The following is a 23,282-nucleotide window of genomic DNA, read 5'->3' on the forward strand; positions in this document are numbered from 1 at the left end:
TGTGATGATTATTTAAATCATTTGCGTTCAAGAAAATGATTTCAGTCTGATGTGGTATAAAAATATCAAAGCTCAAAACTTCCTGATTCTTTCACTTTCACTCGTTGGAATCATCGGCTCAGTCTACGTTTTTAACCTGAAGTTAGAATTAAGTACAGAGGAACAACATCAGATTGAAACGTCTGTCTTATCCATGTTGGTCGATTATCTTTCCAATCATTCACAGATAGAAACAGACTATTTCTTTATTGGCATTTCCGGTTCGGATCCATCCCCAGCCATTTTGAGTAGCTTTGATAACCATTACCCAGCCGTAGAACCCCTCTCTTCTTCGACAAAAACGTATGGATTTAGTGCACCCATCGTTCATAAATCAGATATCACAAAACGGGGTATTTCAATTGACCTGGAAATCCTGGAAAAAGAGACCAACGGGAATGTGAAAGTGATCACTTCTCTTTACCAGGACAGAGCCTCATCGGCGAGGTATGAGTTTACGCTTGATAAGTTTAATGGAACGTTTCAGATTATTTCCTCAAAATTTCCGGATCGTTCTGCTTTCTGAACAAAAAATGCTTTATAGATATGAAAAAATTCAACAAAGGAATTATGGTTGCCAGCGGGATTCTGAATGGAATCCTGGGAATAGTGTTAACTTTTCTCCCCCAGGAAATTGGAGGTTGGCTTGGATTGGCCTCTGAAACAGAGGCCGGAGTTTTAGCCTTTCAACTTTTGGGTGGCGCCTTATTTGGCTTGGGACTCATCAATTATATGGGCAGAAATGCCATTCTTGGCGGTATTTACGGCAAACCAATTCTTCTCGGAAATATGGTTTTTCACTTCATTGCAGCGCTGGACTTGATCCGATTTATATTTGATGCCGATCAGTTTGGTTTCCTGATGGTGGTTGCCATGTTATACACTTTTTTAGCTGCAGCATTTATACGAATGAACTTTACTTCTGCGGCATAAACCGGCAAAATGGATGACAACCCCTTTCTCAGGAGATCATTCGTCCATACGAGACCACTCTTCAATTTCGATGTAGCTTGATTTACCATCTGCATTTCTAAACACAAGCCGGTCAGATTTGTCCACGGTTTCTGAAGTTTCAGCGAGCACCGAAGACCTCATAATGATTCGCGCCTGTATACGCACACCATTTTCAGTGGTATCGGTAATTTCTGCCGGAAAAGATTTTTTCTTTCGGAAAATAATGTACTCCGGGTTCGCCCCGTCGGGCAAACCGTTTACAATTAATGCAAGATCCGTCCCCCTTTCCCGCACATCGGACTGTACAAGCGGTGCTTCGCTCCAGTGCCTGAAATTTGCCTGAATGACTTCAAGCCCCTCAATAGACGCTTCTTTGGCGGTTGAACAGCCAAACAAAATTATTACAAATGAAATAATAGTAATAAAGATGACTCTCATAAGTTTTAAATTATGTGAATTGAACTCTCATTGTTCTATCATATTATCCTTACATCATCAACAGATAATAAAAGAATATCGTATGAAAAAAGTTTTTAGTATTTCACTGGCCCTCCTTTTTCTCTCAACTTTACTCAGCTGTAAAGACAGTTCAACCGGCTCAGATGATGAAATTGAAGAAGCTCCCCAAGAAAAACAATTTGTGTGGGAAGCCATGAACTACTGGTATTACTGGCAGGAACAAGTGCCAAAGCTAAGTGATAATAAAAGCTTTTTTGAAAATGAACAGGATTACCACAATTATTTGATGGATTTTAACCATCCCGAAGGTGTGTTCGAAGATTTACAATTCAATAAAGAAAATGGTTTTAGCGAGGCAGTATTAGCACAGTTTGGTGAAGACGATTTTTCATTTTTTATAGATGATTATAAGGTATTTCTGGCCCAGCAACAGGGCGAGTCATACAATTTCGGATTTGAGTACGGTTTGGTTGGATTTGAAGGTGAAACTGAAATTTTCGGCTATGTTCAATATGTAATTCCTGATACACCGGCTGAAGCTGCCGGAATCGAACGGGGAGATGTATTTAGCCACATTAACGGAACCCGATTAAACAGGAATAATTACGGAAACCTTCTTTCATCAAGCAGTCTTGAACTCGGTCTTGCCGATTACAATAACCGTGTCATCACCCCCAATGGAGAAACAAAAACCGTTCAGGCTGGGGATGTATTCGAAGATCCCATTTATATGTCAAAAGTGATTAACACCGGAGCAGCCAGTGTGGGTTATTTACTGTACAATTCCTTTCAAAGAAATTCGCATCAGGACCTGAATGATGTGTTTGGGGAATTTAAATCCCAAGGAATTGACGAACTTGTTCTGGATCTTCGGTATAACGGCGGTGGAGCTGTGACTACAAGCCAGCTACTGACATCTATGATTTCAGGCCTTGGAAGTTCAAATGAATTCGGACGCTACAGCTTTAATTCAAAACGGAATCCCCTTTATCAGGAAGTAGTCAGCTTTTTAGACGAAGGCCCTATTTATGATTCTGAAGGGAACCTAACAGACGCGACCTTTCCGATCAACAAACTTTCATTAGACCGCCTGTATGTTCTCACCAGTTACAGAACGGCCTCTGCAAGTGAATCGGTCATTAACAGCCTCCGGGCTTATATCGATGTGATTGTGATCGGCGATCAAACAGTTGGCAAAGATGATATTTCATTAACATTATTTGATTCTGATGTGCCATATCATGAGGGTGCAAATATCAATCCTACTCATAACTATGCATTACAACCGATTGTGGGGAAATTGGTAAACAGAAATGGAGAATCTGAAGGTGAAGGCTTTTTGCCTGATTATGAAGTTATAGAATATGAATATCTGGAAAATCTCCCTCCTTTAGGCGATGAAAATGAACCGTTATTAGGCACAGCGCTGACGGACATTAATGGTGGTATCATTGCAAAAACAGCTCAGACCCAATTCAGAAGAAAAGCCATCCAGTTTAGTACGGAAAATAACAGAGCGACTAATGGCATGTATATTTCTCCAGAAGATCTCAAAAAATTAAAAAAATAAGTTTTCTTCCAATAGCATTAGTCCCTCTCTTTGGAACTCGAATTTCACCAAACGAAACCACACAATTTCCGGGGAGAAGCTTTCAAAGACAGCCGCGATTTGCGCAAGTATGAAAAAGAGATGTATATCCTGCCAGAAGAGATAAAAAATCTCGGATTGAATGATGATTCCGCAGAGTAGATAAAGAGAATTCACTTGGCATAAATCATCCTCCGTCTGCCCTTTTTATTCGGGTTTTATGTAATTTAAACGGAGGAGACGTTCTAATCACAACAAAATTGAGAGGGGTAGAACAATGCCAAGGCCAAAGAACAAAGAGGAATTGTTGAAGCTCAGTCAAGAGAATTATCAAAAGCTAAATGATTACATCGATTCATTTTCTGACGAAGAAAAGCACGCTGATTTTCCCGAAGGTACGATGAATCGAAATATCCGTGATGTACTTGCCCACCTGCACGAATGGCACCTGATGTTTCTTGAATGGTACAGCGTTGGCATGCAACACAAGAAACCGGATATGCCCGCCAAAGGATTCACCTGGAAAACCCTTCCTGAATTGAATAAGAAAATCTGGGAAAATTATAATACATCTGATTTGGAAAACATTCGGAAGGCGCTGGATAAATCATATCAAGAAATCCGGAAAATTGTTGAACACCATACAGATAATGAACTTTTTGAAAAGAAACATTATCGATGGACCGGCTCTACATCTCTGGGAGCTTACCTTGTGTCAGCAACATCCAGCCATTACGACTGGGCCTATAAACTGATCAAAAAAGCAAAGAAATCCTCGGTTTGTGACGTAAATGGACAAGGGGATTTATATCCCAAAGGTGCAATCTATGATGATTAGGAGATGTGTTTTTGAGTTTATTTTTCTTTATTGGTGGATAACAATAAACGATTTATAAATATGAAAAAAATTACTCTGTCCCTGATCTTTCTTTTTGCTTTCAATATTTCATACGGCCAAAAAGTACTTCCGCTCTGGCCGGATGAGATTCCAAATTCCCAACAAACGGACAAAACAGAAATCCACGAAATAAATGATATTCTCAGAATTGGACAAGTTCAGGTACCTACACTGGAGATTTACCTACCTACCAAGAGGCATTCTACAGGCCAGGCTGTTGTAATTTGTCCCGGAGGTGGATACAGGATTCTGGCATACGACTGGGAAGGAACGAACATCGCCAAATGGTTAAACTCTAAAGGAATTGCTGCTTTTGTTTTGAAATACCGATTGCCAATATCAGGATCTGTGGTCACTCCACACCAGGCTCCATTGCAGGATGCAAAACGGGCTATACGAACTGTTCGCGCAAATGCAGAAGAGTGGAATCTTTCAGAAAATAAAATTGGTGTGATGGGCTTCTCGGCCGGCGGACATCTGGCCTCTACCCTTGGCACACATTTTAACCGTGAAGAGACGATCGACGATAAAGATTCTATCGATACGATGAGTGCCCGGCCCGATTTTATGATTTTGGTTTATCCCGTGATTACAATGAAGGAATCCTTTACACACCAGGGCTCCCTGAATAATTTACTGGGCGATAATCCTGACGACGAAATGATTGAATATTACTCCAATGAAACGCAGGTTACAGAAGAGACTCCCCCAACGTTCCTTATTCATGCTTCCGACGATACCGCTGTACCTGTTCAAAACAGCCTGATGTTTTATAAAGCGTTGAATGAGAACGGAATTTCATCAGAGATGCATATCTATCCAGAAGGTGGACACGGATTTGCATTAGGTCTCGGCAAGGGACATCTGCAAGGCTGGACCGACCGGCTTTACGATTGGTTGCAATATGTGGATAAGTAAACAGGTTGATTCACAAAGGTTTTGGATAGGTATCTGAGAATCATCGAGTGTATGTAGATAAGATATGCTCATGACATGAATGATTGAGAATATAATATCAGAATAACAATCTGGCAGTACCTAAAAAATAGCATGTATGAAATCTACAGTTTTAGCTTTGATTCTTTTTGTTGCCCCACTTCTTTTTTCAGCTTGCAGCACTACGAATGTAAAATCTTCAAAGGATGTTTTCCGTAATCAAATTGGTACGCTAAGTTGGAATGGACCACCCGCTGCTGATGGTGCCGGGATGCTTTTTATTGTTGATGAGGTGGAGTACGGCGCGCCGGGCGAACCGGATGACTACTCCGATTATCTGGACGAGGGAGAACATGAAGTGATAATTAAAGCCGATTTTAAGTTAACCGGAGAAGAAACAGTCAGGGGTTGGGGAGTTACATTCCCCGAGATTGAGTTTATTCGAATTAAGAAGTACTGATTGATGGGAATGGAAGCAGAACGTTCACAAAACAGAACTATGAAAAAAGAAGTCGTTGTGAGCAAAGCGAAGCAATCCATAGCTTGATCAACGGAAAAAATTACTAAACGTTATCCACTTCTTTCATCTCATTAGTAAGAATCTTCAGGGATTAAACCTTCTCTTTAAAGTGGAAGAACCAAACTTTCGTGAATGTAGGCTTTCATCTGCTGCTCAGTTTTTATGTGCCTCCAGTTTCCGGCGTGTCCGAGAACATGCAGAGTATCACCCCGGGTGGCTTCTCCTATTTTTAATCCATCGAGAGATGCTGCTGTCCGCAAGTTGGCAACAGCTGAATTCACGACCAGTTGCCGTTGACCGGTTTCATCGGCCAGTTCTTGAATTTCTGGTAGCTCTCTCTCAAAAATAAATGGCATAGGATTAACCGCTCCGCCACGCCCATAGATACCAAAATGAAGGTGTGGAGGCGTCGTTCTGGCATTGCCCGTATTCCCGACAAATCCCAGCGTATCACCCACATCCACACTTCCTGAACCGGATACCGCTACACTGTCCAGGTGGGCATAGTAGAGAGATTTTCCGCCAAACAATTCCGTTCGCAGCCATACCTGCTTTCCGCCCAAACCGCGTTCTCCTGTATAACGAATGCGCCCGTTTGTCGCAGCAACAACGGGAGTGCCACGCGGAGCAAAGATATCAACGCCTTCATGTTGTCTTCGTCCTGCATCTCTCGGATCACCCCAAAAACTTCTGATTGCCGAATTGCTGTGTCCGGCTACTGGAAACAGGTATGACGGCTGAGTATACGCCCGCATGCGAAACGGGGTTTGAACATCAAGCGCCGGTTGAACCAGTATTTTATAGATACCCGTATCCTTCACTTCAAAACGGACCATTCTGTCATCCGGCCCATTTTGTTTTACGAGTTCATAGCTATTCAAACTGTCATCAGTCTGACGGAAAAAATCAACAAAGATCCGGGCATTCACAGAGTCTGCCGCCATTTCAAAATGAAATATTTCTCCATGCTCCAAATCTATTTCATAACTGTAAACATTGATCTCATTTCTTTGAAAGTGGCCGATTTCCCAATAGGGTGGCAAAATTTTAAGGCTATCCCCCAGACTCCTTTCATAAGCTCTTTGCCATTCATTGAATTGCGGATGATTCTCATTGAACTCCCGGGAGTAAACCTCTCTCGGTGAAGGCGGATTAATCAGGTCTTTAATCCTGGTACACGAGGAAACCAACAGAATCAAACCGAGAATTAATAGAAATAAGTAACGACTGGACAGCATACATAATGGGCCATAAGTTTCAGATATCCTATCCACTTAAATCCGAATGAAGCCTCTCTTGTTCCAATACATCCGTCAAAAAGCAGATCAATGAGATATGTGGTCATATTCGGAATGAACTGCATCATTCATCCATTCGCTCATAGAAAATGCGCCAGTTCAATGTCCATGTCTCACCGCCATCTGTTGAGGACTCCCAATCCCACGTCAAAGAACCATTTGTGATATCGTAGAAAACCATCCGCTGAGTGATTCTGCTGCCATCTTCACGTTCAGAAATTTCCGTTTGAAAGATCCGTTTCTCGCCGTCAACTTTACCGGTAAAATCGAAATAGCCGCCTTGGTTGTCGGCCCAGACCTGTTTCCATAGGTTCAGTCTTGGTTGATAAACAGAAATACTGGTGCCTTGAAATCCGGTATTCTGTCCTTCCAATATTCTAAAATTTTCCCGAATGACTGTACCATCTAAGATTCTTTCGATGTGATTTGTACCCTTACCCATTCCATTGCCTTCCTCCCAGCTTACTTTCCATTTCCCCACCCAAAAATCAAAATATTCGGAGGGTTCACGATCATCCATTACGTTTTGAGAATGGCATTGTATCGATAAACCAAAACTTAAGGCGAGGAACAAAAATGTATATTTCATAAGATCTCTTTTTGTGGATATCATAAAATGACAATTAGAAATGTAAATATTCATCACCTCAATCCGAATTGTTTGTGACGAAGACAATCTATTAAATCATGAAACCCCGAATTAAAATCTGCTGTATTTCATCTGAGCATGAAGCTAAACTCGCAATCGATTTTGGGGCTTCTGCCATTGGGCTGGTAGGCAAAATGCCAAGCGGGCCCGGATGTATCGATGACCAAAACATCCGGCAGATCGCCGCCCAAGTACCTCCACCAATAGCTACTTTTCTTTTAACGAGCGAAACAGATGGTCCCTCAATCGTAAAACATCATTTGAGAACGGCTACAAATACCATCCAAATTGTGGATACACCAAAAAGAGGAACCCATGAATATCTGAAAGCCAATCTGCCAAATGTAAAACGTGTTCAGGTGATTCATGTACTTGATGAAACGTCTATTGATACAGCCGCATCTTTCTTTGATGAAGCCGACGCCTTACTGCTGGACAGTGGGAACCCAAATTTGAAAATAAAAGAACTTGGCGGAACCGGCCGGGTCCATAACTGGAAGGTCAGCCGTAAAATTGTAGACCAATCACCCATTCCTGTTTTTCTCGCCGGTGGTTTAAATCCGGAAAATATAAAAAATGCGGTTGATACCGTTCAGCCTTTTGGCGTGGATGTGTGTAGTGGAGTTCGCACAAACGGATCACTAGATCCACAAAAACTTGAAAAATTTATGGCGATGATAATGAAATAGATGCATATAAATTATCATTTCTCTAGCACTTAAATAATTAAGGTATGATCTATATTTATTTTATATAAAACACATCAACATATTGAGCAACAAATAATTAGATCGTTATTCATTGTATTCATTCTAACTTAAATAAGTTAAGTTCTCCCTCCTTTTATGGTAATTGAGCCTACTTCAGTACATAAAATGATTCGATTAAATCTTTAATCAATAAATTACCAGACATACCCATTACATGAATCAAAAAACACGTAGCTTCTATCCTCTTGAAGTAAATGCTGATCAACAAAATGATGAGGAAAACAATTTAGAAAACTTGGATTATTATGACTTCCGAAGAAATTTATTTCGGAACTTTTTGCAAGTATTGAAGTCCGCTACTCTATCTGTAAGAAGGATTTGTCAAAAGATTCAGAGCCCAAAAAAAGTGCTTAATGAATTTTATTTTTCAAAGAAAATAAGTATGATGAAGTGGGTTAAGAGAGCGTAAATAATCACTGATCTCGTCATCACCAATCTGATTTATTTAACAGAAAGATACAGGTTGGCTGTATATACTCGGATGACAGTGATCTTCGTTTTTTATATGTAACATTTATTAAAGAAAACAATCTTATTCTTGGAAATAAGATCACGGTGGCTTAAAAAATTTTAATATATTTAGCGAAACACGTACGCCAGCTTTTTTATAAGATTTAGCAAGGTTCAAAGTCGATTCTACATGAAGCAGCAAACTATCTTGGTTATTGATGATGAGAAATCCACTCATGTATTGCTTAAGGCTATGCTCGGCAAAGACTTTAAGCTTATGTTCGCCGAGAATGCCCAAAGAGGAATTGACCTTATTGCTGAACACTCCATCAATCTTGTATTGCTCGATATTCAAATGCCGCAGCTTTCCGGTATAGAGCTTCTGGAATCGATTATGACCGACACTGCGCTCCGAAGTATCCCGGTTATGGTTATGACTGGAAAAGCGACCGAGGAATTAGAAATCAAAGCGAAAGAACTTGGAGCGGTAGACTTTGTGTCCAAGGAATTTGTCTTCTCCAATAAAGATGAGTTCATTCTCCGGCTGGAAGCAAACCTTCTCGAAGAAGGCAAGCAGTTTCATATGTCCACACGGTACAAGCAGGACTTTAAGATGATCATCAAGAAAATCATGACCGAGTCCATTCATGGTGATTTCTTTTCTGCCTGCCGCAAACTTGCCGTGGGACTGATGAATTCTTTTGATATTGATTACATATCATTCTGGAAAATTCAGAGCTCGAAGCCAAGCCTGATTCTCTCTATTGGCGACCGACAGCCCGAGAATTTCGGCCCAAACGAATTGATGTCTGAGCGAGCTTTCCGCGATTTGGCCCGAACTAAACGGCCTTACATGACAAATAATCCACGTTCCGAGAAAAAAGGTGTCTTTGCGGATACATCCAAAGAGCTGGGATTGAGTTCAGAAATTGGCATTCCTCTCTTTAAAATTGATAAAGAAACCTTCACAACGAATGGCATGGTTATCCCTGGAGAAACTCCACTGTTCGGGTTTGTTATCTTAAAAAGAAACCGGGTCTTCACGACGAAAGAATATAAATTGTTATCCCGTTTTGTAATTCAAACCGGTACCATTCTTTGGGGCCTTTATCAAAAATTGTACTCGAATAAGGCTTAAACTTTTGACAAGAGAACTGTTTTCCAGACAGCGTTACCACTCCTCTCCCCTTTGAATACTCGCTAAGCTTTTTTTATTGGCAAATTTGAACGTACATTTCATGCAAATGGAGGCTTATAGGGAATAGGGATTGATGAAGGCATTTCTGGTACCTGCAAATTTGGATGTGGTGGTTACTTCGTATGGAGGCGCCGGAACAACATTTTTTATGGAGTTTCTGTCACAATTCAGAACTATTAATCACCTCCATGATACGGGAAACCTGAAGCACACCGCTTACCCTCCTGTTTCCATCAAACCGTCCCAGAAATTTATCTATTTGTTTGGTGATCCAATCCATGCGACCATTTCGTTGTTCAATAGAAATTTTCATCATTTACACTCCATCAAAATTCAACAGGGATCGAATATAAATTCTCCAATACCAGAATCCATGACCCTTGAGGAATATGCAACCGAGGGCGTTGACAGGTTTGGTTTCTGTAACCATTTCTATAATTGGTATCGCAGCACGAGCTTGAATCCAATCCTGTTTATACGCTATGAAACACTTTATGAAAATCTGCCTGCTATTTTTGATTTCTTAGAACTGCCACAATCCGCTCTTGAAATGTTTCCCGAAAGGAAAGTGAGAAATTCTGTGGAAAAAGAAATCTCCAGCGAAACACTCCGTCAACTCGAAAATATGTATGGAAAGTTTCAAAATGAGCTTAGCAAAATTCCTGATATTGAAATACGGAAGGGAAAAGAGACGAATATTTTAAAGAGATTTCTCCATTTTTCCAGGTTCTACGTCATTTATGGAATCTTCAAATCAAGAAGGAAAATGAAGCGTTTGTATGAGGAAAAGATCAAAAAATGAGCAAAAAGGCTTTGCCGAATACTGAAATTATTATTTGTACCGAAAAGGGCAACCTTGAAGCGATGTCCAGACTTTTGGTTTGGTCTGTCAGGAATTTTGGGGGCAAATTTCGTGATCTCCCCATATTCAGTTATCAACCCCGAAAGCATCATAAGATCAGCCGTAAAATCGTTCGGTTTTTTGAAAAATATGAGGTTGAAATTATTGATGACGTGCTTAATAAAGAGTTTGCAGATTACCCTCTCGCCAATAAACCGCTGGCCTCAGCCCACCGAGAAACCCATACAAAAGCGGAAAACTTGATCTTTCTCGACAGTGATATTTTTTTCCTGAAAGAGCCGACTGAACTAGTCCAATTTCATGGCAATGATCTGATCATTCGGCCGGTTGACAGCAAAAATATTGGTACTGAAAATCCAAATGATGAAAATGCAGATTACTGGAACAAACTCTACGAATTACTGGACGTGAAAGTAGAAAGAAAAGTTCGGTCTACCGGCGACAATAAAGAAATCCTCGAATATTATAATAGCGGCCACGTGGTTGTAAAATCGCAACTCAATCTGTTCAACAAATGGAAAGAGAATTTTCTGAAAGTAATGCGAACCGGGTTAAAGCCAAACCACGGTCTTTTTTTTGTAGAACAGTCCACTTTGTCTGCAACCATATCTCAAATGGAATTGAATGTTAAAATGTTGGAAGACACATTAAACCATCAGATATTTTCTTTTATCAATCCTTCATATTCTGATGATCTCGTTGAGAATTTTAAAAATCTGAGCTCATTACATTACCATAGAGAATTCAGAAATAATAATGGCCGGAATCCCATTGAAGAATTACTTAACACAACTGCAAATGGACGCATTATCAATAAAAAAATTTCTGAATTTGGAGTATTAAGAAAACCGAATACGTTCACGAAAGTTCTTGACACACAACGGACTCTTAATTATAGCTTCAAACATCTCCTTGATAGTAAATTGTGGTGATACTGCATTTTTTGTTTTACACTCCATTTGAAATCATACTTAAATTCTATTCAGACCCATGTATTCCAAAATTTTATTCTTTTGTCTTATCCTGATTTTTTTAATGGGAATCCATCCAACCGCATCAAATGCACAAAACGAGCCTGTCCGAATTGGAGTAGCCGGTTTAACTCACGATCATGTCCATTGGCTGTTTGGTCGGGAGAATGATCAAAATGATATTATGATCGTTGGGATTTATGAGCCAAATCAAGAACTCTGGCTGCGCTATAAAGAGATGTATGACCTGGACCCGGAATTGCATTTCACTGATCTTTCCGAAATGCTAAACCAAGCCCGGCCCGAAGCAGTCACCGCTTTTGGCCCCACATTCGATCACCTAAAACTTACTGAAACAGTTGCGCCGATGGGAATTCATCTGATGGTTGAAAAACCACTTGCCGTGAATCTTGACCATGCTATAAAGATGAAACAGCTTGCCGAGGAGCATGACATCCATCTCATTACCAATTACGAAACAACATGGTATGCGAGTAATCATGAAGTAAAAGGATTATTTGAAGATGACAGTGATTACGGTAACATCAGAAAAGTAGTGGTTAACGACGGGCATGAAGGCCCAAAAGAAATTGGCGTTAGTGATGAGTTTCTATCCTGGTTGACAGATCCTATTCTCAATGGCGGTGGAGCTATTATGGATTTTGGCTGCTATGGAGCTAATTTAATAACGTGGTTGATGGATGGGCAGGAACCGGTTTCCGTCACCGCAGTAACCCAGACTCATAAACCGGATGTATACCCAAAGGTGGATGATGAGGCGACCATTATTCTCACGTATCCTGGTGTACAGGGAATAATCCAGGCATCGTGGAACTGGCCATTCAGTCGGAAAGATATGTATGTTTATGGCGAGACAGGTTATGTATTTTCACTTGACAGCGTAACAATGGAAACACGAACGCATGAAGAACCGGTTCAAAGAACTTCTCTCGAACCTCGCAATTATCCCGATAACGATCCCTTTAGTTATCTTGCTGCAGTTGTCAGAGGAGATGTAATAATTAAAGATTCTGATTTGTCTTCACTTGAAAATAATATGATTGTGATGAAAATTTTAGAAGCCGCAAAAAAGTCGGCTGAATCAGGAGAAACAATCATTCTGAATAATTAGAGAATCATTTTATGTCAGATTTTTCTGAAAATGAAGTACCTATTGATGGCAGAAAATTAGTCGTCATTTCTATTCTATCCGGAGTTATTTGGGTTATTATCGGGAACCTGATCATCCTGTTTATACAGGAAAGTCACCTCGCAGCCATCTTTTTCCGGGGTTCCAATATTCTTGTCCAAGCAGCAATCGGGCTCGGAAGCGGCGCACTTATCGGGTTGGCTGGAGTTCTGATGATTCGCCTCCAATCATTTAAGGAAATCCTGGACGAATATGCCATTATTCGACAGATCAAAGAATTATCGCTGTCGCCGGCCCAAATTATGTATGTGTCCCTGATTGCCGGGATTTCTGAAGAAATTCTATTTCGTGGTGCTATCCAGCCGTTGATTGGTATTTGGTGGACATCAATCCTTTTCATCGGCATTCACGGCTACATCCGGGTTCAATCAACAACTCATGTTCTCTATTCTCTCTTTACATTGGGACTCAGTATGGTTCTGGGCCTGCTTTTTATTTATTTCGGTTTGATTTCGGCCATTGCTGCCCATTTTATTTATGATGTTGTCGTGCTCTATGGCATCAAACACGATATTGAATCAGAAAAGGAAGTCATCGAAGGATAAGCTTATTTGAATCTTTCGGTCTATCTCGAAATCAAAGTCCCGCAAGCGTTTCTTCTGCGAGTGTTTTTAATTGAGCCATGTCTCTTCCGGAATGATTGATGATGTCAATACCGTTTATCAGAAGTTCTTTCGCTTCAATATACTCACCTCTGTCAACCAGAGAAACACCCAGTTTGATCATCGAATCGGCTGTTCGTGTATCTCCATCAGCAAAAAATTTAATCCTTGTTTCCATTGCCTCACGAAAAACAGGTTCAGCCCGCGATGGATCGTTCATCTTCAGGTATACTTCTCCTAACAAATGCAGCGCATCTGCATTATCCGTATGGCCTTCAGGAAACAGATTGCGAAAGGTATTCAGAGCAAGGGCAAAGTATTTCTCAGCTTCATCATACTCTTCTTTCTCAAAATATAAGTTTCCCAAAGCCCTGTAACTGTGCCCCACAACTACATGATCTTCCCCAAGCAGTTTAATCCGCAACTCAAGAGATTTTCGAATCATCTCTTCAGCTTCATCATACTCTTTTTTTACACGCAATAGATTTCCCAAATGTGCCAGGCTGAAAGCAATCGAAGGATGCTCCTCTCCCACAAGATCATACCGCATCTGCAACGCTTCGCGATAGACTTCTTCGGCTTTATCCAATTCTGAATTGGCCGATAAAAAAGCACCGAGATTGTTCAAAGCCACGGCAATTCTCAAATGCTTTTCTCCAAAATTAATTCTGAAGTTTCGCAATACTTCATCCATCGATTCGATTGCTCCCTCAAGGTCTCCCATTACATATTGAAGAGCAGCATAATTACTAAGCGTGATTCCAACAGATTCATGATCATCCCCAAGCAGGTTTCTGCGAATTTCGAGTGACTGAACGAGAAGTGAATCTGTTGCCGTAAAATCTCCCTGAGATTGTTTTAAAACGGCCAAATCGTTGAGTGTCCGAGCTACATCCAGATGATCGTTTCCAAATAAATCATATCGCATTGCCAAGGCTGTTTGAAGCAAAGAATCCGATTTGTCAAAATCACCTTTTTCATGGTTTATCCAACCAATGGCATTTAAACTTGTTGCCACTTCAGGATGTGTATCTCCATACAGTTTTTTTTGAATTGCAAGTGCACGTTCTGCTTGATCAATCCCTTCGTCAAACAAGCCAAGGCTTTCGTAAACATCCGAGATTACAAGAAACAGATTAGCTTGAAGAGCGGGTTGATCAGAAAGCTCGGTTTCTACCCGTTCCGCGCCACGATGCAGAAGTTCGATAGCAGTCAATGATTCATCCTGGGCTTCAGAAGGATCCACAGAAGCAAACAAATCAACCAAAAAATCACTTATTTCTTCGGCTCGGTCTCTCTGATTTTCTGCTTCAACAGCTCTTGCTTCAATGGTTCTCGATTGAATGTAGGTAACTGTAGCAAAAGTCAGAATAAGAAGCGTCATCACTATCGAAACCCCAACACTCCATGTATGGCGTCGCAAAAACTTCCTGGAGCGGTATGCCAACGAATCTTTACGCGCGATCACCGGCAGTGCCTTTTGGTATCTTCGAATATCTTCGGCAAATTGTTCCACCGAGGAATATCGTTCATCCGGATTCTTTTTCAACGCTTTCCATATGATGTTATCAAGATCTCCTTTTAAATTGGGATCTCCCGAAACACCTGATGGTTTCGCCGGTTCCTGGTTACAGATCACATGTTCAATGTGTGCAGGTGTTCGCTTTTCAAAATGATAGGGAAGCTCTCCTGTAAGAAGTTCGTATAATAAAACGCCAAGAGAATAGACATCACTGACTGTAGAAACCGGTTCGTGTTTAACCTGCTCCGGAGAAGCATATTCGGGTGTCATCAACCGGTTTTGATATTGAGTCACCCTTGGATCTTGTTCCAGATCCATGAGTTTTGCTATTCCGAAATCAAGCAATTTTGGCTGGCCGTTTTCAGTAATTAAAATATTGGGCGGTTTTATATCGCGGTGAATCACCAGGTTTTGATGTGCATACTGGACGGTAGCACAGACATTCAAAAAAAGGTTAAGTTTTTCGGAAAGACTGGAATGATGGCGCTTACAGTAATCTGGGATTGGCGTTCCCTCTACATACTCCATAGCAAACCACGGGAATCCTTTCTCCGTTGTACCGCCATCAAACAACCTGGATATGTGAGGATGATTAAGCGAGGCTAAAATTTGCCGTTCACTTATGAATCGTGACAAAACTTCATCAGATATAACCCCCTCTTTTATCACTTTCAAAGCGACAAACCGTTCAAACTCTTCATCATTTCGCACCGCCAGATATACATTTCCCATTCCGCCAGTGCCTAATAACCGGATAAGTTTGTAGGGACCGATCATCTCATCAGGAGCACTCTTATCATTCGCAAACAGCATTGACGATTCAATTTTTACGAAAGGAGTTTCAAGAAGCGTCGATTCCTCCTGATCAAGTAAACTCATGACTTCTTCGAAAAGATCAAGATCACCCGTACATGAGTTCTGAAGGTAGGTTGTTCGTTCTTTCCCCTGAAGAGCCATAGCCTTCTGACACAGAGTTTCGATCTTTTTCCAGCGTTCAGGTTTCATATCTAAAGGGTTTGCTTTTACAATCCTCTGATAAGAGGTGTGATTCTTACTTTTGCCTTTTTACAATCAAACCCGGCATGTTTGTCTCCTTCAACTCCCTTCTCAGCCAGAGCTTTGCAACATTCCATGCGCGCCGAACCGTAATCGGTGCGATTCCCATCACTTCAGAGATTTCGTTCCACGTTAGTCCGCCAAAAAAATGATATTCCACGACGAGGCTTCCTCTTTGGTTAAACTCTTCCATTTTTTTCAGAGCTTCATTCAGGGCTAAAATTTCATCAGCCATCATTTCACTCATATTCTCGATTTGTCCCTCAACGTCGTCCAGCTCAACTTTTGCTAATTCACCTCCTCTTTTGGCTGCCATTTTCTTCTCTGCATAGTTGATGAGAATTCTCTTCATGGCCAGAGCTGATATCGCCAAAAAATGAGCCCGGCTTTGCCATTCGACTTCGTTATGATTTACCAGTTTAAAATAGGTTTCGTGAACCAATGCAGTGGTGTCTAATGTATGGCCGTTTCTTTCAAACCTTAGCTTTTGATGGGCCATGGACTGCATCTCATCATACAAAAGAGGCAGTAATTGATTTACCACCTCTTTATCGCCGGATTGAGCAGATTTTATGAGCTGAGTAATTGCCTGCTTAGAATATGCGGTATTGCCGAAATTTGATCTGTTACCACCCATTGATCCCACCATCTCACATCCCTTTCTGTTTAACCATTTTAAAATAATAAGGAAAGCCAAAATAGCAACAGATGGGAGATCAAATTCTTATAAAGAAAATATGATCACTTTAGATTTTTTTCCGGCGTAACCAAGTAGAAAAAATACTCAAACGCCTAAAATTTCTTGGTCACGTGAATACATTAAAAAAGAAAGAAATTGAGTCCGGCTTTTTAGCCCATCCCTCCACTTGTTTTCAATGCTTGAAGCTTAAGGTTTTTGTCGTTCTATTGGCCTTGTTTTTGTCTCCGTTTTATGTTTTTGCCCAAGACGGTGACGAAGAATCTGCTTTAGAGAAAATAGAAGAGCACGCTCAAACGCTGAAAGATCTCATTGAAAAATATCAAAAGGCTGAAATTGACATCATCAAGAAAGAGATTTTCACCATTGTTGATACAGAAGGAAATCCCCGAAACTGTGACGTCGCCATTTTTTACAATAATGGAAATCAGGCACGCTTTGCCACTAAGGGAGGACGTTTTGAAGGAAATTTTGATCATGGAAAGGAACTCCCCACACGCCCCTATAGCATCCGGTTATCGGATTGTTCCTGCAGGGTTCTATCAACCACGCACAGTTCAAGCCTTGAAGAAATTAATGAGGTTGTCGAAAAAATAAAGAAAATTGTTGAAGATGAAATAGAAGGCAAAGTTCAGGATAAAGCAAAGGAATTCGCGGAAAAAGGGGTTGAAAAAGTTTTTGAAAAATTAGGATACGGATCAGCAGCCGGTGGATTTCTAAGTGGATTTGGCTACGGGGTTGCTTTAGGACAACCCGTTGGTGATTACATCACAGAAAGTATCAATCAAATACTCGATACATTTCGTGAAAGAAATCTGGAAGCAGCAGAGCATAACGATTTTGCCCCGCTATATCCCAATACAGGCCATGTAAAATCTCGTTCGTTTCTCGGAAACTGGTTCGGTTCCAGTCCACAGATGACAAATACATGGAATGTAGTAACCCATTGCGGTACGCGTGCTATACCGTCTTCAAGTGCACTATGGCATCAAGTAAAAGATCCGATCCGGACGCCTCCCCCGCCCAAAACCTACACGCCTGATACAACTCAGGAAGAGAAACGCCTTGCTGAAGAAAGAGAACGTGAACAGCAGCGTGCTGAAAGAGAAGAACAACAGCGATGGGAACAGGAAAAACGTCAGCGTGAAATAGAAGCACAGCGGCGACAGGAAGAAGCGCGCCAAAAATATGAAGAAGAACAGAGGCGGCTTCAACAGCAAGCCCGGGAAATAATGAGAACATGCCCGATCTGTGATCCAATCAGGCAGAATCTCGAGGCCGTAACCAAAAGAATTACGGAGAACGAACAGAAGATCCCTGACTTGGAGAATGCAGTAACAGACGCAGAAAAAGAGGTTGAAAATGCTGATAAGAAAGCTGAACAAGCCCGAAATAAACTGCGTGATTTTCGTAATCCAGAAGCCTGGGTGGAAAGCAATGGCAGACGGGTTTCAACTACAGACTTGGAAGTTCAAAAAGAAATGGCCAGAGAAAACTGGCGGCGTTATATGAATGATGAACAAAATGCCGAAGAGACAATGGAAAACTGGGAAAATCAAAGAGATCCTCAAAGACATGAAGAGGCAAAAGAGAGAGCTGAAGAGCGACTTGAAAAAGCGGTTGAAGATGCCGAAGAAGCTGCAAGTCAGGCCAAAGAAAACCTTGACCGGGCTAACACAAATCTTGGGGATGCCAGACAGTTGCTTAGTCAACTTAATAACCACAAAAATGAATTGGAAGATCTTCTCGAAGAGTGTTTAAATAAATGCCGTACAAATGCGGAGGAGATCGCCCGGGGCGAGATTACCACTTACGATCAATTATTGGATATTGAACCGTTAGCTGCTCCTGAGTCATCCGAAAATCCTGATGAACCCAAACCAACCCAGGAAACAACACCGGAAGAAGCATCTGAATTTCAACCGACATCTCCCCCGGAAACTGATGGAGATCCCGTACAAAACTATCATATAGATGAATTTCCCTCCTCCGGACTGCGCTTCAATCCACCAACTCTTGGAGTAAAATTAGACTGGGCTACCCGATCCTCTTTTAAAGATGCGGTCTGTGCTCAGGATGGCCTTTACGATTGTACTGTCGATGCTGTTACCCCGGTGTTAGTGCTTTTCGGGGAAACGAAAGTTTTTGATTGGGATCTTACTGACAATGGGCTGGGTGTACTTCCCATATCGTTGGGAGCATCCTTTTCTCTAAGTCAGGTAGATTTCAAACAAAGCTTTGACTATGGTGCTGCATCTTCAATGCCAAACAATATCAAAGGAAAGACAGGCATTTTGGGTTTTGATGTGTATGGAAAAGCGGCCCGCACATTTAGCCCTGTACAGAGCCTTCCGGGAGCACCTGAATTAACACCTTTCTTTAATCTGGGAATAAGCAACCTCTGGAACTGCGGTGATTTTGAGTTTACGTCCGATAATGAAACCTATGATTATCACCGAAAACACCATGGTGTGCACTTTAAAGGCGGTGCGGGATTGGACATGAAATTTGGGGAAACCTGGGGCACTCGGTTCAACCTTGATTATACAGCCGGCGGAGCAGATGCTAACTTTCGATTTGGATTGGGTTTCACTTATTCATTCTAAAAACTGAATCAAACATCTAAGAAAAATACGACAAGAATAAACTGCGAAACTTTATACAGACATGGATAAAAAACCATTCTCTCATATTAAACTGTACTTTTTGTTGTTTTTAATTCTTTTAGGAATCAATTCCTGCAACTATAAAGATTCTGGTTTTTTCGCTCCCACCAGTTCCATTCCGGGAGAAGACCCCATGTTAGGTATCCCGGTATTAACGTATCCTTCAAATGGATCTTCGAATCTGGGACGAAATTTAACCCTTGAATGGACACAAGTTCCGGATGCCACGAGCTATGATTTAGACTTGAAAATTGATGGTGGAAATTACGGAGACGAAAACAGTTTAACAGTAACGGGTATTACGGAAAACCAATACGATATGGAGGAACTCCAATATAGTGAAATCTATTGGTGGCGTGTCCGTGCTGTGTCTGCAAATCTTGTTGGCGAATACAGTTTGGAATACAGTTTTGCAACCATGGACGAACCTATTACCGCACACATCTTAAACATCAGCGTTAATGGAAATGGAACGGTAACGAGCCATGATAACGGTATTAATTGTGGCGGCGATTGTTCCGAAGAATATGAAGAAGGAACAGAAGTTACCATCACTGCCGAAGCTGCTGATGGATGGATCTTTGATCGATGGAGTGGAAACATACCGGAATCATGCTCCGCAGATAGTCCAACTTGTACATTCACAATAGATAATCCCACAGAAATTACGGCACATTTTATTGAGGGATTCCAGGCACCATTAATAGCCGACATAACCGGGGCGTGGCAATACTTTTACGCTTTCACAAATAATACCTGTGATGGACAAACTGGAGAATTTTCAGTCCCTGCAGAAGTCTTGCTTTTGGATGAACCAACCAATGAAATTGGCGTTCAATTCCCGGATGCCCCCGATTTGATTCGTGGAATTTACAATACCCAGTCAGGTCCTGATGCGGGTTGGTTTACAGGTATGACAGGTATGGTTGATCTTGGAGGCTATTATGCCCAGGAATTTTGGGATGTACAGTTTCGCTTAGTAGATGGAATTATATATTTGGAAGGAAATTCACTTGTTGAATACTCCGTAGGCAGTGAACCGGAAGATGTATTTTGTATAAGGGAATATGATCTGATGGGCGAAAAAAAGTGATACGTTGATAGTGATTCAATTTATCACGGTTATCAGTGAGCGACAATCAAAACCTCTAAACGCCTCGGACCGTGAACTCCCTCTACACGGCTGAGTTCAATGTCTGACGTGGCTGAAGGGCCGGAGATAAATGTGATTGGTCGCTCCTCTTTTTTTACGGCGGTTTCTAACGCGGAAAAACCTTCCGGGATCAATTCAACGATTTGCTTCTCATAAACAATACAGAGATGGTAGTCGGGCAGTAAAGTCAGTGCCCGGCGTCCTTGCCCGTCACCGGCATCAAGAATGATTGTACCGGTTTGAGCTACCGCATGTGCACAGGTAGTGATAACACCGTCAGAATTATCTAATTCATTGTGAGACAGACTATTAATTGAATCATCAAAAATAAGTTTTAAATCATCCGGCAACAGTTTTTCCGGAAAACCAGCCGGTATTACCAGTTTCTTTACATGTTCTCTTTTGCAACTTTCAGAAATTACTTCTTTCAAGTTACTCTCCTTCACTCGCTTTACAGTTGCTTTGTACTCACCTACTCTTTCTGCAAATAATTCAACGATTTCTGCATGCGGCAGTTCTCCCTTTTTCCGGTATGTTCTTGGGATTTCAATGTCATAAGGTTTTTCAGTATCGGGTACGCCTGAGAGTGCTTGTCTAATTGTATCAAGCATTTTTTCTTTCGCCTCATTCATCCCGTTTCCTCCACCACTCTCTGAATGTTTGATCCGGTATTGCCTTCAGATCACGCATATCCGTCCAGCCGGAAAGTTTCCCCGGCAGTTTTGAAATCCTGCCATCTTTGGTGAAAAAAGATTGACCGGTCCGAGCTAATTTCTGGCCGCGCTCATACCGCGATCGGCTTTGAAAAGCTCGGGCCATGATTTTCATCCCGATCTGTTCGGGATTTGCTTTCTGCCTGAAACCATCCTTGCTTTTTTTATGATCCACAATCTTTCCCCGAAGATGCAGTAGCACATCAGGAATATTAATTTTTACGGGACAAACCTCGTAACATGCACCACAAAGTGATGATGCATACGGCAAGGAAGCCGCGCTCTTATCGTCAAGGCCTTTAAGCTGAGGAGTTAAAATCGCGCCAATCGGGCCTGGATATACGGAGTGATAGGCATGTCCGCCCGTTCGTTCATAAACGGGGCAGACATTCAAACAGGCGCTGCAACGAATGCAATGTAGTGTTTGCCTTCCCACCTCATCTGCCAATACTTTCGTGCGGCCATTATCCAATAAAACCAAATGAAACTCCTGTGGACCATCCCCTTCGGTAACACCTGTCCAGAAAGAATTATAGGGATTCATCCGTTCCGCTGTTGATGACCGTGGCAGCAACTGCATAAATACCTCAAAGTCCTGCCAGGTCGGAATGATTTTCTCAATCCCCATAACTGTAATCAATGTTTCCGGCAGTGTTGTACACATCCTTCCATTTCCTTCCGATTCAACGACAGCAATCGTCCCGGTTTCAGCTACACCAAAATTTGCTCCGCTGATTCCGACTTTAGCATTTAAAAATTTCTTTCGAAGATAGAGACGTGCAGCTTCTGCAAGGTCTTCCGGTCGGTCGCTTAACTCCTTCTGATTCAGTTTTTTTCGGAAAAGCTCACGAATTTCTGCCCTGTTTTTATGAATGGCCGGGACCAAAATATGTGAAGGCTCATCTTCGGCCAGTTGCACAATCAATTCTGCAAGATCGGTTTCCAAAGCCCGGACGCCTTCATTGGCAAGCGCCTGATTCAGTTTGATTTCATCCGTTGTAATCGATTTTACTTTTACAACTTCTTCCACCTTTTTTTGATTAACCAGTCCAACAATGATTTTGTTAGCCTCTTCCGCATCTTTGGCCCAATGGACATGCCCACCCGCTTTTTGAACGGACTCTTCAAGTTGCAACAGGTATTTGTCCAGATGGCGCATCACCCGGGTTTTAATTCGGCTCCCTGCTTCCCTCAAGTCTTCCCAATCCGGCATCTCCCCTACAGTTACTTTCCGTTTCTCACGAATAGTATGAGTGGCATGACCGATATTTTTTCGCAACTGGGTGTTTGATAAATATGCCTGTGCCGATTCTTCAAATGTTGGAGAATTCATTATTTATTCCTCCGTTGAAGCTAAAATTTCAGCAATATGTACCGGTTTTACACCACTTCGCTGACGGCTTAAAGCTCCTCCGATGTGCATCAAACAAGAGTTGTCTGCCGCGGAGCAAACTTCGGCGCCGGTTTCTTTTACATGTCGAACTTTATCGCCCAGCATTGCCATCGAGGTATCCGCATTCTTAACGGAAAAAGTGCCTCCGAATCCACAGCATTCCTCAGCGCCCGGAAGCTCTACAAGGTCAATTCCTTTTACATTTCGCAAAAGTTTTAAAGGTGAATCCCCAATCCTTAAAACACGCATAGAATGGCAGGTTGGGTGGTAAGTTACCCGGTGCGGATAATATGCGCCCACATCTAAAATCCCGAGTTTATCGACAATAAATTGCGTGAGTTCAAACACCTTTGGGATGATCTCGTTTACTTTTCTTATCAGATTTTCATCCCCGGATCTTTCAGCCAGTTTTCCATAAAACTCATGAACCATTCCAACACACGAAGCTGACGGCGCCACAATTACTTCAGCATCTCCAAAAACATCCACAAACCGCCTCACCAGGGGAATTGCCTCATCTTGGTAACCGGTATTATAATGCATCTGTCCACAGCAAGTTTGTTCGAGGGGGAAATCCACCGAATGTCCCAATCGCTCCAATAATCGCACCATGGCCTGCCCGGTTTCGGGATACAACGTATCGTTAAAGCATGTTATGAAAAGGGATATCTGCATAGG

At 41.7% G+C, this 23,282-nt stretch carries 24 protein-coding genes; 16 read left to right on the top strand and 8 right to left on the bottom strand.

Going from position 1 to position 23,282, the window contains the following annotated elements; genetic code table 11:
* Positions 1-49 precede the first annotated feature (49 nt).
* Positions 50-565 (top strand): hypothetical protein, encoded by a 516-nt coding sequence (locus tag L0B18_RS14720; protein ID WP_234572557.1) that lies wholly within the window; start codon positions 50-52, stop codon positions 563-565.
* Positions 566-585: 20 nt separating this feature from the next.
* The gene (locus L0B18_RS14725) at positions 586-972 is read left to right on the top strand and encodes a hypothetical protein (RefSeq protein WP_234572558.1); all 387 of its coding nucleotides are present in this window, start codon (positions 586-588) and stop codon (positions 970-972) included.
* 36 nt (positions 973-1,008) lie between these two features.
* On the opposite strand, the gene L0B18_RS14730 is transcribed toward L0B18_RS14725, so the two are convergent.
* The gene (locus L0B18_RS14730) at positions 1,009-1,431 is read right to left on the bottom strand and encodes a hypothetical protein (RefSeq protein ID WP_234572559.1); all 423 of its coding nucleotides are present in this window, start codon (positions 1,429-1,431) and stop codon (positions 1,009-1,011) included.
* Between the two features lie 82 nt (positions 1,432-1,513).
* Here L0B18_RS14730 and L0B18_RS14735 point away from each other — a divergent pair, with 82 nt between their 5' ends.
* From L0B18_RS14735 to L0B18_RS14755, 5 genes are all read left to right on the top strand, one after another.
* Positions 1,514-3,022 (top strand): S41 family peptidase, encoded by a 1,509-nt coding sequence (locus tag L0B18_RS14735; protein ID WP_234572560.1) that lies wholly within the window; start codon positions 1,514-1,516, stop codon positions 3,020-3,022.
* A 30-nt stretch (positions 3,023-3,052) separates the two neighbouring features.
* The gene (locus L0B18_RS14740) at positions 3,053-3,202 is read left to right on the top strand and encodes a hypothetical protein (protein WP_234572561.1); all 150 of its coding nucleotides are present in this window, start codon (positions 3,053-3,055) and stop codon (positions 3,200-3,202) included.
* A gap of 115 nt (positions 3,203-3,317) precedes the next feature.
* Positions 3,318-3,878 carry a DinB family protein gene (locus L0B18_RS14745; RefSeq protein ID WP_234572562.1) on the top strand — a complete coding sequence of 187 codons (561 nt, stop codon included), beginning with the start codon at positions 3,318-3,320 and terminating at the stop codon, positions 3,876-3,878.
* A 60-nt stretch (positions 3,879-3,938) separates the two neighbouring features.
* Positions 3,939-4,856 (top strand): alpha/beta hydrolase, encoded by a 918-nt coding sequence (locus L0B18_RS14750; protein ID WP_234572563.1) that lies wholly within the window; start codon positions 3,939-3,941, stop codon positions 4,854-4,856.
* Between the two features lie 136 nt (positions 4,857-4,992).
* A complete protein-coding gene (locus tag L0B18_RS14755; protein WP_234572564.1) occupies positions 4,993-5,334 on the top strand; it encodes a hypothetical protein in 342 nt (113 codons plus the stop codon).
* 164 nt (positions 5,335-5,498) lie between these two features.
* Here L0B18_RS14755 and L0B18_RS14760 read toward each other — a convergent pair whose 3' ends face one another.
* Together L0B18_RS14760 and L0B18_RS14765 are read right to left on the bottom strand one after the other, a co-directional pair.
* Positions 5,499-6,632: a M23 family metallopeptidase gene (locus tag L0B18_RS14760; RefSeq protein WP_234572565.1), complete on the bottom strand. Its 1,134-nt coding sequence runs from the start codon at positions 6,630-6,632 to the stop codon at positions 5,499-5,501.
* 124 nt (positions 6,633-6,756) lie between these two features.
* On the bottom strand, positions 6,757-7,281 hold the full coding sequence (locus L0B18_RS14765; protein WP_234572566.1) for a hypothetical protein: 525 nt from the start codon (positions 7,279-7,281) through the stop codon (positions 6,757-6,759).
* A 98-nt stretch (positions 7,282-7,379) separates the two neighbouring features.
* Between L0B18_RS14765 and L0B18_RS14770 the strand changes: the two genes are divergently transcribed.
* From L0B18_RS14770 to L0B18_RS14800, 7 genes are all read left to right on the top strand, one after another.
* A complete protein-coding gene (locus tag L0B18_RS14770; protein WP_234572567.1) occupies positions 7,380-8,030 on the top strand; it encodes a phosphoribosylanthranilate isomerase in 651 nt (216 codons plus the stop codon).
* Positions 8,031-8,265: 235 nt separating this feature from the next.
* On the top strand, positions 8,266-8,520 hold the full coding sequence (locus tag L0B18_RS14775; protein ID WP_234572568.1) for a hypothetical protein: 255 nt from the start codon (positions 8,266-8,268) through the stop codon (positions 8,518-8,520).
* Positions 8,521-8,751: 231 nt separating this feature from the next.
* Complete coding sequence (locus L0B18_RS14780) at positions 8,752-9,699, top strand: response regulator (protein WP_234572569.1); 948 nt, start codon at positions 8,752-8,754, stop codon at positions 9,697-9,699.
* A 133-nt stretch (positions 9,700-9,832) separates the two neighbouring features.
* Complete coding sequence (locus L0B18_RS14785; RefSeq protein ID WP_234572570.1) at positions 9,833-10,561, top strand: sulfotransferase domain-containing protein; 729 nt, start codon at positions 9,833-9,835, stop codon at positions 10,559-10,561.
* A complete protein-coding gene (locus L0B18_RS14790; protein ID WP_234572571.1) occupies positions 10,558-11,553 on the top strand; it encodes a putative nucleotide-diphospho-sugar transferase in 996 nt (331 codons plus the stop codon). The genes L0B18_RS14785 and L0B18_RS14790 overlap by 4 nt, the downstream gene beginning before the upstream one ends.
* 58 nt (positions 11,554-11,611) lie before the next feature.
* On the top strand, positions 11,612-12,724 hold the full coding sequence (locus L0B18_RS14795; protein ID WP_234572572.1) for a Gfo/Idh/MocA family protein: 1,113 nt from the start codon (positions 11,612-11,614) through the stop codon (positions 12,722-12,724).
* An 11-nt stretch (positions 12,725-12,735) separates the two neighbouring features.
* Positions 12,736-13,347: a CPBP family intramembrane glutamic endopeptidase gene (locus L0B18_RS14800; protein ID WP_234572573.1), complete on the top strand. Its 612-nt coding sequence runs from the start codon at positions 12,736-12,738 to the stop codon at positions 13,345-13,347.
* A 31-nt stretch (positions 13,348-13,378) separates the two neighbouring features.
* Here the strand turns inward: L0B18_RS14800 and L0B18_RS14805 are convergent, their stop codons facing one another.
* Entirely contained in the window at positions 13,379-15,931 is a 2,553-nt protein-coding gene (locus L0B18_RS14805) for a serine/threonine-protein kinase (RefSeq protein ID WP_234572574.1), read from the bottom strand.
* A gap of 46 nt (positions 15,932-15,977) precedes the next feature.
* Positions 15,978-16,631 (bottom strand): ECF-type sigma factor, encoded by a 654-nt coding sequence (locus tag L0B18_RS14810; RefSeq protein WP_234572575.1) that lies wholly within the window; start codon positions 16,629-16,631, stop codon positions 15,978-15,980.
* 161 nt (positions 16,632-16,792) lie between these two features.
* On the opposite strand from L0B18_RS14810, the gene L0B18_RS14815 reads away from it, so the two are divergent.
* Together L0B18_RS14815 and L0B18_RS14820 are read left to right on the top strand one after the other, a co-directional pair.
* Entirely contained in the window at positions 16,793-19,285 is a 2,493-nt protein-coding gene (locus L0B18_RS14815) for a hypothetical protein (protein ID WP_234572576.1), read from the top strand.
* 61 nt (positions 19,286-19,346) lie between these two features.
* Positions 19,347-20,438, top strand: coding sequence for an InlB B-repeat-containing protein (locus L0B18_RS14820; protein WP_234572577.1), 1,092 nt, complete (start codon positions 19,347-19,349; stop codon positions 20,436-20,438).
* Positions 20,439-20,470: 32 nt separating this feature from the next.
* Here L0B18_RS14820 and L0B18_RS14825 read toward each other — a convergent pair whose 3' ends face one another.
* From L0B18_RS14825 to L0B18_RS14835, 3 genes are read right to left on the bottom strand one after another with little or no spacing between them, the layout of a single operon-like run.
* Positions 20,471-21,109, bottom strand: a complete 639-nt coding sequence (locus L0B18_RS14825) for a LutC/YkgG family protein (protein ID WP_234572578.1) — start codon at positions 21,107-21,109, stop codon at positions 20,471-20,473.
* Between the two features lie 13 nt (positions 21,110-21,122).
* On the bottom strand, positions 21,123-22,544 hold the full coding sequence (locus L0B18_RS14830; protein ID WP_234572579.1) for a LutB/LldF family L-lactate oxidation iron-sulfur protein: 1,422 nt from the start codon (positions 22,542-22,544) through the stop codon (positions 21,123-21,125).
* A gap of 3 nt (positions 22,545-22,547) precedes the next feature.
* Positions 22,548-23,279 (bottom strand): (Fe-S)-binding protein, encoded by a 732-nt coding sequence (locus L0B18_RS14835; RefSeq protein ID WP_234572580.1) that lies wholly within the window; start codon positions 23,277-23,279, stop codon positions 22,548-22,550.
* Positions 23,280-23,282 lie beyond the last annotated feature (3 nt).

Origin of the sequence: Rhodohalobacter sp. 614A, from assembly GCF_021462415.1 — a bacterium.
Taxonomy (GTDB): Bacteria; Bacteroidota; Rhodothermia; order Balneolales; family Balneolaceae; genus Rhodohalobacter.